This window comes from Mesorhizobium sp. L103C119B0 (assembly GCF_000502235.1).
Classification (GTDB): Bacteria; Pseudomonadota; Alphaproteobacteria; order Rhizobiales; family Rhizobiaceae; genus Mesorhizobium.
In genome coordinates this window covers 31,321-45,602 of record NZ_AYXE01000026.1, presented here as the reverse complement: position 1 = coordinate 45,602, position 14,282 = coordinate 31,321, and the positions used below count along the sequence as shown (strand labels likewise).

Sequence of the window (14,282 nt, the reverse complement as noted above, 5' to 3'; positions counted from 1 at the left end):
CCACTCGGCGTCCGGAACCACCATTTCGGAACCGATCTGCTCGGCGGTCGGCATGTTGGCACGCGCTTCCGCGCTCTGGGGAAATGCTCCTTGCTGTAGGTCATCAGCGTCGCACCTCGGCCCCAGAGGACGCCTGATGCCTTGCAGGAGCCGGGCAGCAGATCTGCTCGATCCTTGAACTGCGCGCAGAAGTCGTCAATGTTCGCCGCACGCTCGGCGTGGGACGGCGCCTCGGCGTCCATTTCACCGTCAACGAAGATATCCCATGTGACGTTACTGGTTTGGCCTGCACCTTGGCACGCAGTTCGGCGGAATTGGCGGTCGGGACGACCACAACCTTGATGCCGGTGGCCTCTTCGAAGGGGCTCAGCCAGTATTCGCGGACGATCTTGTCGTAGGCGCCCCCAAAGCCTGTCAAGACGACCTGGCGGTCCTGCGCCATCGCGTGGGCCGCAGGCACTGGCAGCGAGAATGCCGCGAGCGCGTATCGGCTAATCACGAGTTGGGTCTTCATTTGTTACCCCAAGGTTTTATGATCATCGATACAAAGTGGGATCGAGATCACGTTACACATTCACGCTTCGTTGAATCTGATCACTCCGGCGCAAGGAGTCCCGTTGGTCGTTCGCGGCTCCACAACTGCAGTCTATGAACTTTTGGGCTTCTTGGAATTTCCCATCAGTTATGAGCGCGGCGTTTTTCGTTATTCCGATTAAGCGACGTCTGGCCCCGGAAACCGCGCAGGTAACAACGATCGCGCAAGCGTCGGGCTTGCCGCGCAGCGCCGGCGAGGGCCTCGCCAGCCGCTGTTCATGTCACTTGAAGCTAGGCTGGGCGGGAAGATGATCAGGAATTCGCTCTGTTCTGGAATAGGCGTATCATGCCCATCAGCAGGATTGAGATGGCAAGGATGATTGTGGAGACGACTGCGATGACTGGGGTGAGATTGAAGTCAATGTCCTCGAACAGCTTTCTGGTTATCGTCTTGCCCTCAATGCCGGAGATGAAAAAGGCGACGGTTGCCTCATCGAACGAGGAGATGAAGGCGAAAACCGCGCCGGTGATCACGCCAGGGGTGATTTGTGGCAGGACGACCTCGAAGAAGGCGCGGCCGCGCCCGGCCCCGCAACTAAGGGCAGCCATTTCGAGAATGGGATCGAAGCGCTGCAGCGATGCCGAGACGGCAATGACTACATAGGGAACGGTCAGCATGGTGTGCGCCAAGAGAAAGCCGAAGAAATTTCCCGTCAGCTGAAGCGGCGCGAAGAATAGATAAAGTGCGATTGCCATGATGATATGCGGAACGATCAGGGGGCTGAGCGCCAAACCGAGAACAAGCGATTTGCCCGGCAGATCGCCTCGGACCAAGCCCACCGCGGCAAGGGTTCCGACGAGCGTCGCTGAAATGGTGGTGAAGAAAGCGATGCGCAGGCTGAAAAACGTCGCCGCGATCCAGTCGGGATCGCTGAAGAACTGGCCGTACCAATGCAGCGTCAGTCCGGAGGGCGGGAACTCGATGTAGGGGGCACTGCCGAACGAGATCGGTATGACGATCAGCGTGGGCAGAATCAGGAAGAACAGGATGAGCCCAATAACAGCGCCTGCGGCGAGTTTGCCGAGCACGAGGAGACGAAACGGGCGCGTCTGGCTCAAGGCGATCGTCTCAGACATTGGCGAATCCTCTAGAGGTGGCCAGGACCCTGCGGAACATGAACGTGAGCACCAAGGTAACCATAAGAAGAACCGTCGCCAGTGCGCCCGCAAACGGCCAGTTGAGCAAGACCGTCGTCTGCTGTCCGATCAATGTCGCCATCATCAGGGTTTGAGGGCCGCCCACCAGAGCGGGCGTAACGTAGAACCCGAGGGCAAGGATGAAGGTCATCAGCGTGCCGGCGAAGACGCCGGGCAGACTGAGCGGCAAAGTCACCTTGAAAAAGGTGGTGAAGACGCCGGCGCCGAGGTTCGCGGCGGCCTGGGTCAGTTCCTTTGGAATGGTCCGCAGGGCGCCGTAGATCGGCAGGACCATGAACGGCAGCATCACATGGATCATGGCGACGATCACCGCGCCTTCGGTATAGATCATCCTGAGCGGTTCTTCGATGATGCCGGTTCCGTTGAGGATGTCATTGAGGACGCCCCTGCGCTGCAACAGAATGATCCAGGCATAGGAGCGCACAAGAACCGAAGTCCATAGCGGGATCAGGACGCAGGCTGCAATCCAGAGGCTGAGCTTGCCGCCCGCCCGCGCCATGGCGAAGGCAACCGGATATCCAAGGACGAAGGCGCCAACCGTCGTCGCAAATGCGATCCAGAGCGTACGCAGCAGAACCTTCAGATAAAGCGGTTCGATGAACATGCGGACATAATTGTCAAGGGTGAAGCCTGGGTCGAACAGGCTGCCGACCAGCATGCGGCCAACCGGGTATAGAAAGCTAAAGAATAAAAGCAGAAGGAGGGGCAGCAGCAGCGCAGCCGTCAAGAGCGGGGGATATCTACCGCCGGTTCCGGTGACCACGAAGAGCCGCCTAAAACGTGGCGCGGGGGTGGGACTGAAGGGAGACACGTCCAGACCGCTCATTGGCCGTCGCCCTTGCCTGAAAACAGGTGAATGGAATCGGCCTGGAACAGGATGTCGACCGCATCGCCGCGCGCGAATGCCGACAGGTCTCGGCTTGCCGATGTCTGGATATGGAGTGGGGGGCCGTTGCGTCCATCGATGTTAACCAGAAGAATCTGGTGCGTGCCGAGATAGATCGAGGTGTCGACGGTTCCGGCGATGGCGTGCGGGCCGCCGGATCCGCGTGCGGCAAGGGAGATGTTCTCCGGCCGGATCGCGGCCTGCAGTGACAGTCCGGGAGAAAGCTCAAAGGCGTGTCCGTTGAGCGAGCGCGTCACGCTGAGCGTCGAGTCGTCGGCGACCCTGATCTGGTGGCCGGCCTTCTCGGATCCCAGATATTCGACCGGCAGGAAGTTCATTTTGCCGATGAAATCTGCGACGAATGGAGAGGCGGGCTCGCTGTAGAGGCTGGCCGGGGTGCCGATCTGGGCAATGTGACCATCGTTCATGACCGCGATGCGGTCCGACATGGTCAAGGCTTCCTCCTGATCGTGGGTCACATAGATGACGGTAACGCCAAGACGCTGCTGAAGAGTCTTGATCTCGATCTGCAGCTGCTCGCGCAGTTTCTTGTCGAGCGCGCCGAGGGGCTCGTCCATCAGGAGCACGGGGGGCTCGAAGACCAGCGCCCGCGCGAGGGCAACACGCTGTTGCTGCCCGCCCGACAATTGGGTGGGCATCCGGTTGCCATAGGCATCGAGCTGGACCATGGCGAGAGCTTCGCCGACCCGCCGCGCGATCTGCGCACGATCGACCTTCCGCATGCGCAGGGGGAATGCAACGTTCTCGTGCACCGACATGTGGGGGAAGAGGGCATATTTCTGGAAGACCATGCCCACATTGCGCCTGTTGGGAGCAACATGCGTCACATCGGTCGCGCCGATCTCGATGAGACCTGAGGTCGGCAGCTCAAAACCCGCAATCATCATCAAGAGGGTCGTTTTGCCGGAACCCGAGGGCCCGAGGAGCGAGAGGAACTCTCCAACTTTCACATCGACCGACACATTCTCGACCGCGGTGACCGATCCGTAGCGTTTCGCGATTTTGCGGACCGTGACGCTTTCACCTTTCATTGCGTTCCCACTCTGGTTTGTTGCTTGAACTCACATCGGGCTAAAGTCCACCAAGTTGGACGCCGATCCCGACCCGAACGGTCTCTGCGCCTTATGCGGTTATGCTAGACACAGGGAAGTCGAGCACAAGCCCATGCTGTTATGATCTGACCCTATTGGTTATGGCCGGAGAGACCGTTGCTTCCGACGCACAGCTCTGTCTGCGACTTTCAATGGAGCAAGCCTGCAAAAAACAGGCCAGCAGTTCCACCGGCTAGCGTCGAGGCTGTCGAGTTTATCCGCGACAGGCACTTCAGGACGCCAAGATCTGGGCCTCGTTTTCGCGCAGCCATTGTGATCGACCAGAAGGAGGGCGCCTCAGTACCCGCGGGGTAAAGCGCGCGAGCTAGGCGAGTTCGGCCGCCGTGCTGCGTCAGCCTGGGAGAACGAGGCCGGTGCGATTGCGGGCGCCACCGGCATCGTGCTCCCGACCAGCCATTCAGCGGCTCGCCAGCGCATCCCTGATGCCGTGGATCGCTGCCAGATCCTCGACCCAACGATCCGATGATTTCCCATCATCCGGCCAGCACGACAGCTTCACCGCCGCAAAATCGGTCTGCGGGTCGATATAGATTGTCTGGCCGCCGTGCCCGAGGGACATATAGGCGCGCCGCTCCGGGTTCTCGATCCAGAATGTATTGTGATAAGCGCCTTTCGGGAGGTATGCTCTTTCTTCGCCCCCGAACATCCGGAATAGATCGTTATCGGCCCTTCGCGTCTTCTCGATCCATTCCGATGGAACAATCTGCTTCCCGTTCAAATTTCCGCTGCGGAGATGCAACAGCGCAAACCGGGCATAATCACGAAGGGTCGCATTGAAGCCGCCATCCGTGCAGGCAAAACCGCCTCCATCGACGGTAATGTAGGCGTCTTCCTCCGCCCCCATGGGCGCCCACAGTTCAGTGCTGACGAGATCCGCGAACCGCTTCCCGCTTGCACGCTGTATGATGAAGCCCAGCAAGTTGTTCTCGAGCGACCGGTACTCGAATCGTTCGCCATGCGGAGCCTCCTGCTCGGTCAGTTTCAGGAAGAGCTGCCAAGTGGTCTGAGGGTAGTCGGGAAATGCCTTCGGCCGCCATCCCGCAGCCACCATAAGCATCTCCGCGTGCGTACCAGACTTCGTGTAGGGCCCGGTGACCAACGCACCGGCCGTCATGTCCAGCACATGCTGCACCGTGGCACCGCGATAAGCTGTCGATTCAAGCTCCGGCAGATACCGCGTCACCAAGCTGTCCGTGTCGATGAGGCCCTTGTCGACTAGTATGCCAAAGACCGTCCCCGTAATCGACTTCGACACCGACATGGCGACGTGTTGGCAATGCGGCGTGAAGCCGTTCATATAACGTTCGATTGCGACCTGGCCGCGGGAAAGAACAAGGAATCCGTCGGTAAAGCTGCTGTCCAGGAACTCGCGGATGATGGAACGCCGTCCGGCCACCTCGAACTCGATTCCATCGATGTCAGTGATGTGCCTTGGAAGCGGCAGGGCAGGTCCCTGGCCGCGCCAGATTTGCGCGGTCGGAACAAATTCACGAATCCGCTGAAACGTCCAGCGGTTGTACGGCGAAAGATCCCACCCCTTCTGCGGAATCATTGGCGCGCCGGGCTCCATCGGATCGGGCTGCCAGTCGGGGCTCGTGTCATTCATCATTTCGTTCTCCATTGCCGTTACGGATCGCTCAAGCGTTGGAACTACCCGCCGCCCGTTCACATAACGTGGTCGCCCGTGACCCGGTCTCGAGCTGCACCGCGCCAGCCGCCATGTCACAGCAACGTTCTTGCGTCAGCTGACAGGAGAATACCTGGAAGATCGTCGCCGCGATCCGAAGACCCAATTGCGAGCGCCAGTCAGCACGTCAGCGACGTGATGCCAACGGCTACGGACGTGATCCACCGATTGTACATTCATGTGTTCAGGGGCTTTGCTCCTACGGATTCCCGACTGGTAGGCTGCAAGCTTGGCTTGATCGCCTAGGCCTCGTCCGACTTTCTGACGTCTCTGCGCTCCCTACTCCACGTCCAGCCGAATTCTTCTAGCCGCTGATCCATGCCGTCCAGCGTTCGATCAGCTCCTGCCTGTTTTTCGACAGCCAAGTCACGTCCGTTTCCACGATCCTCGACCAGTTCTGTGGTGCGGTCGGGAGCGCCGATTTGATATCGGCGTCGAAGAAATCGCCTGCATGTTTGTTGGGCAGCGCGTAGTTCAACCGCTTGGCGAATGCGGCATGTGCCTCCGGCCGCGTGTAAAGGTAGTTCAGCAATGCCTTGGCAGCGATCGCATGTGGCGCGCCCTTGATGAACGCGAGCACGTCTGCGTCGAGCATGGCGCCGCTCCACACGAAGGAAATCGGGAAGCCTTCCATGCGGAGAGCTGCGACACGTCCATTCCAGACCATTGTTGCGACCACTTCCTTGGTCCACAGCAATTGCTGAGCTTGGTCACCGCTGGTCCACCAGACAGTAATGTTCGGCTTGAGCTCGTCGAGCTTCTTGAACGCGCGGTCGAGATCCAGCGGGTAAACGTCTTTTGGGTCGACGCCGTCCGCAAGCATTGCGGCGGTCAGCACATACCAAGGGGTGCCGACATTTGGGAGCGCGCGCGGCCCTGGGAACGCCTTAACGTCCCAGAAATCGGCCCAGTTCCTCATGCTGCTATTCGGAAACGCGCTTTCGTCGTAGGCGATGCCGTTGCCCGTCGCGGCCCAGAGAACCGCGTTCCCTAAGCAGGACCCGTCAACCCCTTCGGACACCACATTGGACAACTCCGAGCAATCGCGCAGATTCTCGACATAGTTCGCAATCTCGGGAGACCGCACGGTGTCGTGGGTCGTTGCGACGATGTCCCACTCCATGTTGTTCGTTTCGCTCATGGCGCGCAGACGTGCTATTCGCTCCTCATAGCCGCCGCCGCTGACGAAAGCCGTCTGGATTCCGGTTTCCTTCGTGAAAGGGTCGAAGAACAGCTCCTTGAGGACGTCGAGATAGACCCCTCCGCCGATCGCAATCACCACCTTCGTCTGTCCCGCCGCTTTGGCTGCGGCAACGAGGTCGGCGGTGGAGGCGGCCGTGGCCGGCGAGGGCAAGAGGCAAGGAGTCGATGAAATGAGCGCCAAGCCTGCGACGCTTTTGATAACTTGACGTCTATTGGGCATGAGAAAGCTCTCCATCGAGTTCATCTGGGGTCTAGCTTCAACCGAGCGGCGCCTCTTCGAATAGGCCGATTTGTTATGCCCCAACTTCGATTGTTATGATCTGGAGTAGCTTCAAACCTCATCAGCTTGATAGACGATGCTGGTTGAGGGGAACATTCTACCCTGGCTCCGGACAGGCGGTCGGCGAGGATCTGTCCGTCGCGGTGCCTAGCGCCATCCTGGCCGTTGTGCGTGCACGAACAGGTCGCGCGCCCGAATGAGCAGCCGCAGAGCGGGCGTTTTCCGCCATTGCTGGCGATGACAAAGGGCCGCAGCGGGTTCCGGCATGCTTGCGTAACGCGGCGCGCCTAGAAAAACACGGTAGACTACGGGTTTCTGCCACGCCGTTCGGCGGCGCGAGGAGAATGGCGCCCGCCCGATCATAAATCTTCGGTCGTTGGAATAACTGTCAATGCTCGCGCACAGGCAGGCATTCCGACTAGATGTGTTACGGGAGCATAGTTTGCGAGGCAAATCGCGCCGCTAAGAACAAGCGGCAACTGTTGAGCTGGCGCGCTCGGATGGCGACTCGCGATAACGATGAAGTATTGGGTGAGCTATATGAACAAAGTCTATAGTGACGCGGGTTCTGCGCTAAACGGTCTGTTGTTTGACGGAATGTTTATTGCTGCTGGCGGATTTGGTCTTTGTGGCATCCCCGAGCTTCTGATCGATGCGATCCGGGAGGCGGGCACGAAAGAGCTGACGGTCGCCTCGAACAACTGCGGCGTCGACGACTTCGGGCTCGGCGTGCTTTTGAAGACGAAGCAGATCAAGAAGACGATTTCTTCCTATGTTGGCGAGAACACCGAGTTCATGCGCCAGTACCTGAGCGGCGGGCTTGAGCTAGAGTTCAACCCACAAGGGACGCTGGCCGAGCGCATGCGGGCAGGGGGTGCCGGCATTGCCGGCTTCTACACTCGAACCGGTGTCGGCACCGTCGTGGCCGAGGGCAAGGAGGTGAAGAGTTTCAATGGCGAGAGCTTCGTGCTCGAGACCGGCATCGTCGCCGACCTGTCGATCGTCAAGGCCTGGAAGGCGGATGCTTCCGGCAATCTCGTCTTTCGCAAGACGGCGCGCAACTTCAATCCGCCGGCGGCCACGTGCGGCAGGGTCTGCGTGGCGGAAGTCGAGGAGATCGTTCCCGTCGGCAGCCTCGATCCCGATCAGGTTCACCTGCCGGGGATCTATGTTCATCGCCTGATCCAGGGCGAGCACGAGAAACGCATCGAACAGCGCACCACGCGCGCGGCGGCTTGAGGGGAGGGAGAAGAGACATGGCCTGGGATCGCAACCAAATGGCGGCGCGCGCCGCCCGAGAGCTTGAAGACGGCACTTACGTCAATCTTGGCATCGGCATTCCCACGCTGGTCGCCAACCATATTCCCGATGACGTGCATGTGACGCTGCAGTCGGAGAACGGCTTGCTCGGCATTGGCCCATTCCCAGCCGAGAACGAGATCGACGCCGATCTCATCAATGCCGGCAAGCAGACGGTCACGGCACTGCCGCATTCAGCCTTCTTCGACTCGGCCCAGAGCTTTGCCATGATCCGCGGCGGCAAGATTGCCATGGCGATCCTGGGCGCCATGGAAGTCGCCGAGAACGGCGATCTCGCCAACTGGATGATCCCCGGCAAGCTCGTCAAGGGCATGGGCGGTGCCATGGATCTCGTCGCGGGCGTGAAGCGGGTGGTCGTCGTCATGGACCACACCAACAAGGCCGGGGAATCGAAGGTGCTGAAGGCCTGCACCCTGCCGCTCACCGGCCAGGGCGTCGTCGATCGCATCATCACCAATCTCGGCGTGCTCGATGTCGTTGAGGGCGGGCTGAAGCTGGTGGAGCTCGCCGATGGCGTCACCGACGACGAATTACGCAGCGCGACCGAAGCAGCGATCGTCTACTGATCAGGGACGCTTCGGCGAGTTGCCCAACCTCTGCCAATTTGAACCAGCGAAGGGAACGATCATGAGCACTCAATCCATCGTCGTCGCCAGCGCCGCCCGCACCGCGATCGGTTCCTTCAACGGCAGTTTCGCTGCCACCCCGGCGCATGAACTCGGCGCCGTGGTCATCAAGGCGGTGCTCCAACGGGCGGGCGTCGATGCGGGGGAGTTGGACGAGCTGATTCTCGGCCAGGTGCTGCCCGCCGGCGAAGGCCAGAACCCGGCACGGCAAGCGGCGATGAAGGCCGGCATCCCGCAGGACAAGACCGCCTGGGGCATGAACCAGCTCTGCGGTTCGGGATTGCGTGCGGTGGCTCTTGGCATGCAGCAGATTGCGACCGGCGACGCGAATATCATCGTTGCAGGCGGCATGGAGTCGATGTCGATAGCGCCGCACTGCGCGCATCTGCGCGCCGGCGTGAAGATGGGCGATTTCAAGATGATCGACACGATGATCAAGGATGGCCTGATGGACGCCTTCTATGGCTACCACATGGGCATTACCGCAGAGAACATTGCCCGCAAGTGGCAGCTTTCCCGCGAGGAGCAGGATGAGTTCGCACTCCGCTCCCAGAACAAGGCAGAAGCTGCGCAGAAGGCCGGCAAGTTCGCCGATGAGATCGTCCCCTTCATTGTCAAGACCCGTAAGGGCGACCTGACCGTCGACCAGGACGAATATATCCGCCATGGCGCCACGCTCGATTCCATAGCGAAGCTCCGGCCCGCTTTCGACAAGGACGGCACGGTCACCGCCGGTAACGCATCGGGCATCAACGACGGTGCTGCCGCCACGCTTCTGATGACCGAGGCGGAGGCCGGAAGGCGCGGCATCCAGCCGCTTGCACGTGTCGTCTCCTGGGCGACGGCCGGCGTCGACCCGCAGATCATGGGCACGGGACCGATCCCCGCATCACGCAAGGCGCTGGAAAAGGCCGGTTGGTCCGTCGGCGACGTCGAACTCGTCGAGTCGAACGAGGCCTTCGCGGCGCAGGCCTGCGCCGTCAACAAGGATCTCGGCTGGGATCCATCGATCGTCAACGTCAACGGCGGCGCGATCGCCGTCGGGCATCCGATCGGCGCCTCCGGCGCGCGCATCCTCAACACGCTGCTCTTTGAGATGAAGCGGCGCGGCGTCTCCAAGGGGCTTGCGACCTTGTGCATCGGCGGCGGCATGGGCATCACGGCTCGTTCAGCAGCCGCAACGCGCACGTCGAGCGGGAACGCGCCATCGCCGTCGATGACCTGCTCGCGAACAACATCTTCATTCCGGTCGGCCATGACGGCGGGCCCTATCGACTCAGCCTCGCATTCGCGGATGCACGCTTGGCGCTGCATATTGCCACCGGGAAGGGAGTGCATGTCGTGAGCCACCTTCTGTCGCTCGGTCCGTTCCGCCGACTCCTCAAGGACTACATCCTGATCTGCGAGAGCTACTACGACGCCATGATGCGCGCGAGCCCTGCCAGGCTTGAAGCGATCGACATGGGCCGCCGCGCCATTCACAACCACGCCTCCGAGCTGCTGAGGGAGCGGCTCGCCGCCAAGGTTACCCTCGACAGCGACACCGCCCGACGGCTGTTCACCCTCATCTGTGTGCTGCTCATGCGAAGCGCTAGCCAGCGCACTCTGCTGAGATGAGTCGAATGGGTAGCAGCGTGGTGCGCAAAGAAAGAACTCGAAATGGTCGAAGGCATAGGAGGCATTGGGGCAGGTCAATTCTGGATCCTGCCGCGACCGACGATGCCGCCATCATCGAAACACGATTGGGCGACGGTCACTGCGCATCGAGCACATCTAACACCATCGGAGAATAGACCATGGATGCCTCTGTCTCGAACTTCCCTTCAAGCTTTCTGCAAAGCGTCGACCTCAACCTCAAACACGCCATGTCGTTTCTCGACCTTCCCGAGGGACTGCCGGAGCGGATCATCCAGTGCAACTCAACCTATACGGTGCGCTTTGGCGTAAGACTCCGCAGCCGGATGTATAGCTTTGTCGGCTGGCGGTCGGTGCACAGTGAACATTGCGAGCCGGTCAAGGGCGGTATCCGCTTTGCGCCTGATGCCGATGCTGAAGAGGTGGAAGCGCTTGCGGCGCTGATGACGCTCAAATGCTCGCTGGTCGATGTGCCGTTTGGCGGCTCCAAGGGCGCGCTGAGGATTGACCCGCGTGACTGGACGCCGCAGGAACTCGAGCGCATCACCCGGCGCTTTACCCAGGAACTCACAAAGCGCGGCCTGATCGGTCCCGGCCTCAATGTGCCGGCTCCGGACGTGGGCACGAGCGAGCGGGAAATGGCCTGGATGGCAGACGAGTTCCGCCGGGCCAATCCTATGGATGTGATCAACGCACGCGCCTGCGTGACGGGAAAGCCGCTCTCCAAGGGTGGGATTGCCGGACGGACCGAAGCGACGGGGAGGGGCGTGCAATTCGCCATCCAGAGCTTCCTTCGCGATCCCCGCACCCCGGGGTTGAATGGCCGGCGCGATCTCAAAGGAGCCTCGGTGATAGTCCAAGGGTTTGGTAATGTTGGCTACCACGCTGCCAAATTCCTCGCCGAGGAAGATGGCGCGCTGGTCACGGTCGTTACCGAACGCGACGGATATGTCACCAACCCCGAAGGTCTTCCCGTCGAGGCGTTGAAGCAGCATCAGGTGCGCACCGGCAGCATTCTGGGCTTTGCCGGCGCCAAGTCTTTCGCGGGCGACATGACGGGCCTGGAAGAGACCTGCGATGTCCTCATCCCGGCAGCCATGGAGAACGCCATTCACATCGACAATGCCGAGCGCATCAAAGCGCATCTCATCGTCGAAGCCGCTAATGGCCCGATCACCTTCGAGGCCGATCAGATGCTGTGCTCGCGAGGCGTGACGATCCTCCCCGATCTCTATGTCAACGCGGGCGGTGTGGTCGTGAGCTATTTCGAATGGGTGAAGAACCTGACCCACATTCCATTCGGCTTGATGGAAAGGCGGCGGCGGGAGCGGCGCAACCAGACGATCGCGACAGCGCTCGAGCGGATGACGGGCAAGACGTTTCCCGCCGACATGCGCGACGAATTCCTTGAAGGCGGCGCTGAGATCGATCTCGTTCGGTCCGGCCTGGAGGACGTCATGCGCAGCACCTGGGCTCGCATCGCCGATCTCCTTGAGGAGCAGCCGGAACTCGGCGACTACCGGACGGCTGCCCATGTCGCGTCCATTCGACAGATCGCAGCCGCATACGAGGCGATCGGGATTTGAGCCCTGAATCTTAAACGTCACGAACGCGCGGACGAGGCGATGGCGGAATTTGTCGAGCCCCTGAGAACGGTATTACCCGGCTGCAGAGTTGGAGCGCCGACGTCATACATGGCAGTGCGGCGCCTCAAATGATCGCGCCGACGGCCATCGACTGTATGACTCTATTGCGTTTACCAACTGCCCTGCCGGTTGGCGCGCACCGCCGAGATCTGCCTTGCCAATCTCGAAAGCAACGAACCCAATGCAGTCTACGGTGCCGAGGTGGGCGCGGCCCCCTCAGCCAGCGGCTGCGGGCTCAAAAAATGGAAGGACCATCCTAGTGAAGCTAAGTGAACAAGCAGAGTTCGATCCCATCGTTTTGGCCTCTCTGGTGGGCGCGGCGAAGTAACTGCTGTGGAACTGACGCGCTTGGCCCCCAAAGTATACGAGAATCGAGTTAGTCTCGAACTCCTTCTGTCGCGCGGACGCCTTTGCCTGTTCCTGCATCATTCAGTTGCAGAAGGCTTTTGAATTTGCGAAACGCCGTCGTCCGTAAGCATCAGCCTCTCCTCAGATCGATTTAATGTATTGGTGCCGAGACCACTGTGCTGCTCCATGGTTATCCCGAGCCTTTGGCTAACCATCCCGACGGTAGATCGCGCTGTCGCTGTGATCCAACCGATGATATCGGGACTGCCTGGCTTCGTCTGTACAAGTAGTCGTTAAGGCTCGCCGCGTGGCGGAAATGTCTGAGTCCTGAACCGTGGGACGGTTCAAGGTTGGCAGGGACGTTATGTGGTTCGCCGTTGAGAAAGCTGATTTTCCTAGCTATTTTGCAGACGATTGTCGCGCCGACCTTTCCTAAACGGACGGAAACTGTGCCGTAGCCTAGATGGAGCCGAAATGAAATATGATAGGATAGACGCGCGCATCCTGGAAATCGTGCAGAAGAACAATCGCCTCACGTCTGAAGCTCTCGGAGATATGGTCGGTCTTTCAGCCACCGCCTGTCAGAGACGATTGAAACGGCTCCGCTTCGAAGGCATTATAGAGTGCGATGTTGCGATTGTTTCTCCCAAGGCTGCGGGCAGGCCTGTGCAAATGCTCGTTCTCGTTAGCCTAGAGCGGGAACGGGCGGATATCATTGACAGATTCAAGAAAGCTATTAAGTCCACTGCCGAGGTGGTGAATGGATTTTACGTCACGGGTGACGTGGACTTTGTTCTGTATATTACCGCAGAAAGCATGGAGGCCTATGAGGCTTTCACACGGCGTTTCTTCTACGAGAATTCTGACATCAAAGCCGTCAAGACGATGGTTGTCATGGATCGGGTAAAAACCGGCCTCGCTGTGCCGATCAAAATGCCGACCGATGTTTGACCAGATCGATTCTAAGCTCATGCCAGCTCGGGTCTCTTAAAGAAAGCATCAACGGCGCAAGCGCCGACGCCAGACCATGGCTAGGCAATCGCCTGGAGTCCGTTTGCCGGAAAATTCTTGGTTGTGGCGTCCCTCGCTCTTGCCTTTCAGACCTCATCCGCCCTGCAATCTCTGTCCGGATATGAAGCGCATCACACCTGCCAATATACCTGTAGAAACTAGCGGGTTCGAGTTCCTCGGATTCCGCTTTGTCATGCACTGGGATAAACGCTACGGCTACGGCCCATGCGTCGAGATTCCCAAGACAAAGGCCGCCGATCTGCGTTGGAAGGTCGAGGCACGTACGGGTACGAGTTCCGCCCGGTGCAGTCTGGCTTCCAAGCTTCGGGAGCTCAATCCCATCCTGNGTCGAGGCACGTACGGGTACGAGTTCCGCCCGGTGCAGTCTGGCTTCCAAGCTTCGGGAGCTCAATCCCATCCTGCGCGGGTGGGCGAATTACTACCGTCACTTGCCTACGCCGGCCGGGTGTTCACCAGTCTCGACTGGTACACTGGCATGCGTATAGTGCGATGGTTGCGGAAGAACGCTCCAAAGCGCGGTCGCGTGACATTTGGGCGGCCTATCAGCCCAGCAGTCGCCGGCCGACGAGACGCCTCTGGCGCGAGGGATTGGTCGAGCAACACATGCTCGCCAGGACCCCCGTCTGGCGCTTCCGTCTCGCATGGATGGATATGCCTGACTTTACCATGTCTTCACCATGTCTTCTGGAGAGCCGGGTGCGTAACGAAAGACGCATGCCCGGTTCGGGGAGAGG

At 60.0% G+C, this 14,282-nt stretch carries 12 protein-coding genes and 2 pseudogenes; 7 read left to right on the top strand and 7 right to left on the bottom strand.

Features of this window, described 5'->3' with window-relative positions; genetic code table 11:
• Positions 1-103: 103 nt before the first annotated feature.
• From X728_RS01000000167305 to X728_RS138620, 6 genes are all read right to left on the bottom strand, one after another.
• Complete coding sequence (locus tag X728_RS01000000167305; protein WP_155924044.1) at positions 104-514, bottom strand: hypothetical protein; 411 nt, start codon at positions 512-514, stop codon at positions 104-106.
• A 332-nt stretch (positions 515-846) separates the two neighbouring features.
• The gene (locus X728_RS138600) at positions 847-1,671 is read right to left on the bottom strand and encodes an ABC transporter permease (protein ID WP_023833056.1); all 825 of its coding nucleotides are present in this window, start codon (positions 1,669-1,671) and stop codon (positions 847-849) included.
• The gene (locus tag X728_RS138605; RefSeq protein ID WP_155924043.1) at positions 1,664-2,578 is read right to left on the bottom strand and encodes an ABC transporter permease; all 915 of its coding nucleotides are present in this window, start codon (positions 2,576-2,578) and stop codon (positions 1,664-1,666) included. Before X728_RS138605 ends, X728_RS138600 begins: the two co-directional genes overlap by 8 nt.
• Positions 2,575-3,690 carry an ABC transporter ATP-binding protein gene (locus tag X728_RS138610; protein WP_023833054.1) on the bottom strand — a complete coding sequence of 372 codons (1,116 nt, stop codon included), beginning with the start codon at positions 3,688-3,690 and terminating at the stop codon, positions 2,575-2,577. The genes X728_RS138605 and X728_RS138610 overlap by 4 nt, the downstream gene beginning before the upstream one ends.
• A 478-nt stretch (positions 3,691-4,168) precedes the next feature.
• Positions 4,169-5,380, bottom strand: coding sequence for a serine hydrolase (locus X728_RS138615; RefSeq protein WP_245266218.1), 1,212 nt, complete (start codon positions 5,378-5,380; stop codon positions 4,169-4,171).
• Between the two features lie 382 nt (positions 5,381-5,762).
• Entirely contained in the window at positions 5,763-6,881 is a 1,119-nt protein-coding gene (locus tag X728_RS138620; RefSeq protein ID WP_196815113.1) for an ABC transporter substrate-binding protein, read from the bottom strand.
• Positions 6,882-7,481: 600 nt separating this feature from the next.
• Between X728_RS138620 and X728_RS138625 the strand changes: the two genes are divergently transcribed.
• From X728_RS138625 to X728_RS138640, 5 genes and pseudogenes are all read left to right on the top strand, one after another.
• A complete protein-coding gene (locus tag X728_RS138625; RefSeq protein WP_031196073.1) occupies positions 7,482-8,180 on the top strand; it encodes a CoA transferase subunit A in 699 nt (232 codons plus the stop codon).
• A 17-nt stretch (positions 8,181-8,197) separates the two neighbouring features.
• The gene (locus X728_RS138630) at positions 8,198-8,827 is read left to right on the top strand and encodes a 3-oxoacid CoA-transferase subunit B (RefSeq protein ID WP_023833050.1); all 630 of its coding nucleotides are present in this window, start codon (positions 8,198-8,200) and stop codon (positions 8,825-8,827) included.
• 61 nt (positions 8,828-8,888) lie between these two features.
• Positions 8,889-10,046: pseudogene (locus X728_RS138635) on the top strand (acetyl-CoA C-acetyltransferase); the annotation flags it as partial.
• Complete coding sequence (locus X728_RS0136345) at positions 10,022-10,504, top strand: UPF0262 family protein (protein WP_031196070.1); 483 nt, start codon at positions 10,022-10,024, stop codon at positions 10,502-10,504. The pseudogene X728_RS138635 and the gene X728_RS0136345, both read left to right, overlap by 25 nt.
• A gap of 248 nt (positions 10,505-10,752) precedes the next feature.
• Positions 10,753-12,108 (top strand): Glu/Leu/Phe/Val dehydrogenase, encoded by a 1,356-nt coding sequence (locus tag X728_RS138640; protein ID WP_032898222.1) that lies wholly within the window; start codon positions 10,753-10,755, stop codon positions 12,106-12,108.
• A gap of 485 nt (positions 12,109-12,593) precedes the next feature.
• On the opposite strand, the pseudogene X728_RS1000000171165 reads toward X728_RS138640, so the two are convergent.
• Positions 12,594-12,797 (bottom strand): annotated as a pseudogene (locus tag X728_RS1000000171165) (hypothetical protein); the annotation flags it as partial.
• Between the two features lie 193 nt (positions 12,798-12,990).
• On the opposite strand from X728_RS1000000171165, the gene X728_RS138650 reads away from it, so the two are divergent.
• Together X728_RS138650 and X728_RS1000000172335 are read left to right on the top strand one after the other, a co-directional pair.
• A complete protein-coding gene (locus X728_RS138650) occupies positions 12,991-13,467 on the top strand; it encodes an Lrp/AsnC family transcriptional regulator (RefSeq protein ID WP_023833045.1) in 477 nt (158 codons plus the stop codon).
• A 248-nt stretch (positions 13,468-13,715) separates the two neighbouring features.
• A complete protein-coding gene (locus X728_RS1000000172335) occupies positions 13,716-14,033 on the top strand; it encodes a group II intron maturase-specific domain-containing protein (RefSeq protein ID WP_081732509.1) in 318 nt (105 codons plus the stop codon).
• Positions 14,034-14,282: the final 249 nt, after the last annotated feature.

Coding starts and splice junctions, on each gene's coding strand:
- X728_RS138625 (WP_031196073.1), top strand. CDS start 7,482: ATGAACAAAGTCTATAGTGACGCGGGTTCTGCGCTAAACGGTCTGTTG.
- X728_RS138630 (WP_023833050.1), top strand. CDS start 8,198: ATGGCCTGGGATCGCAACCAAATGGCGGCGCGCGCCGCCCGAGAGCTT.
- X728_RS138610 (WP_023833054.1), bottom strand. CDS start 3,690: ATGAAAGGTGAAAGCGTCACGGTCCGCAAAATCGCGAAACGCTACGGA.
- X728_RS138605 (WP_155924043.1), bottom strand. CDS start 2,578: ATGAGCGGTCTGGACGTGTCTCCCTTCAGTCCCACCCCCGCGCCACGT.
- X728_RS138600 (WP_023833056.1), bottom strand. CDS start 1,671: ATGTCTGAGACGATCGCCTTGAGCCAGACGCGCCCGTTTCGTCTCCTC.
- X728_RS138640 (WP_032898222.1), top strand. CDS start 10,753: ATGTCGTTTCTCGACCTTCCCGAGGGACTGCCGGAGCGGATCATCCAG.
- X728_RS138650 (WP_023833045.1), top strand. CDS start 12,991: ATGAAATATGATAGGATAGACGCGCGCATCCTGGAAATCGTGCAGAAG.
- X728_RS01000000167305 (WP_155924044.1), bottom strand. CDS start 514: ATGAAGACCCAACTCGTGATTAGCCGATACGCGCTCGCGGCATTCTCG.
- X728_RS138620 (WP_196815113.1), bottom strand. CDS start 6,881: ATGCCCAATAGACGTCAAGTTATCAAAAGCGTCGCAGGCTTGGCGCTC.
- X728_RS138615 (WP_245266218.1), bottom strand. CDS start 5,380: ATGATGAATGACACGAGCCCCGACTGGCAGCCCGATCCGATGGAGCCC.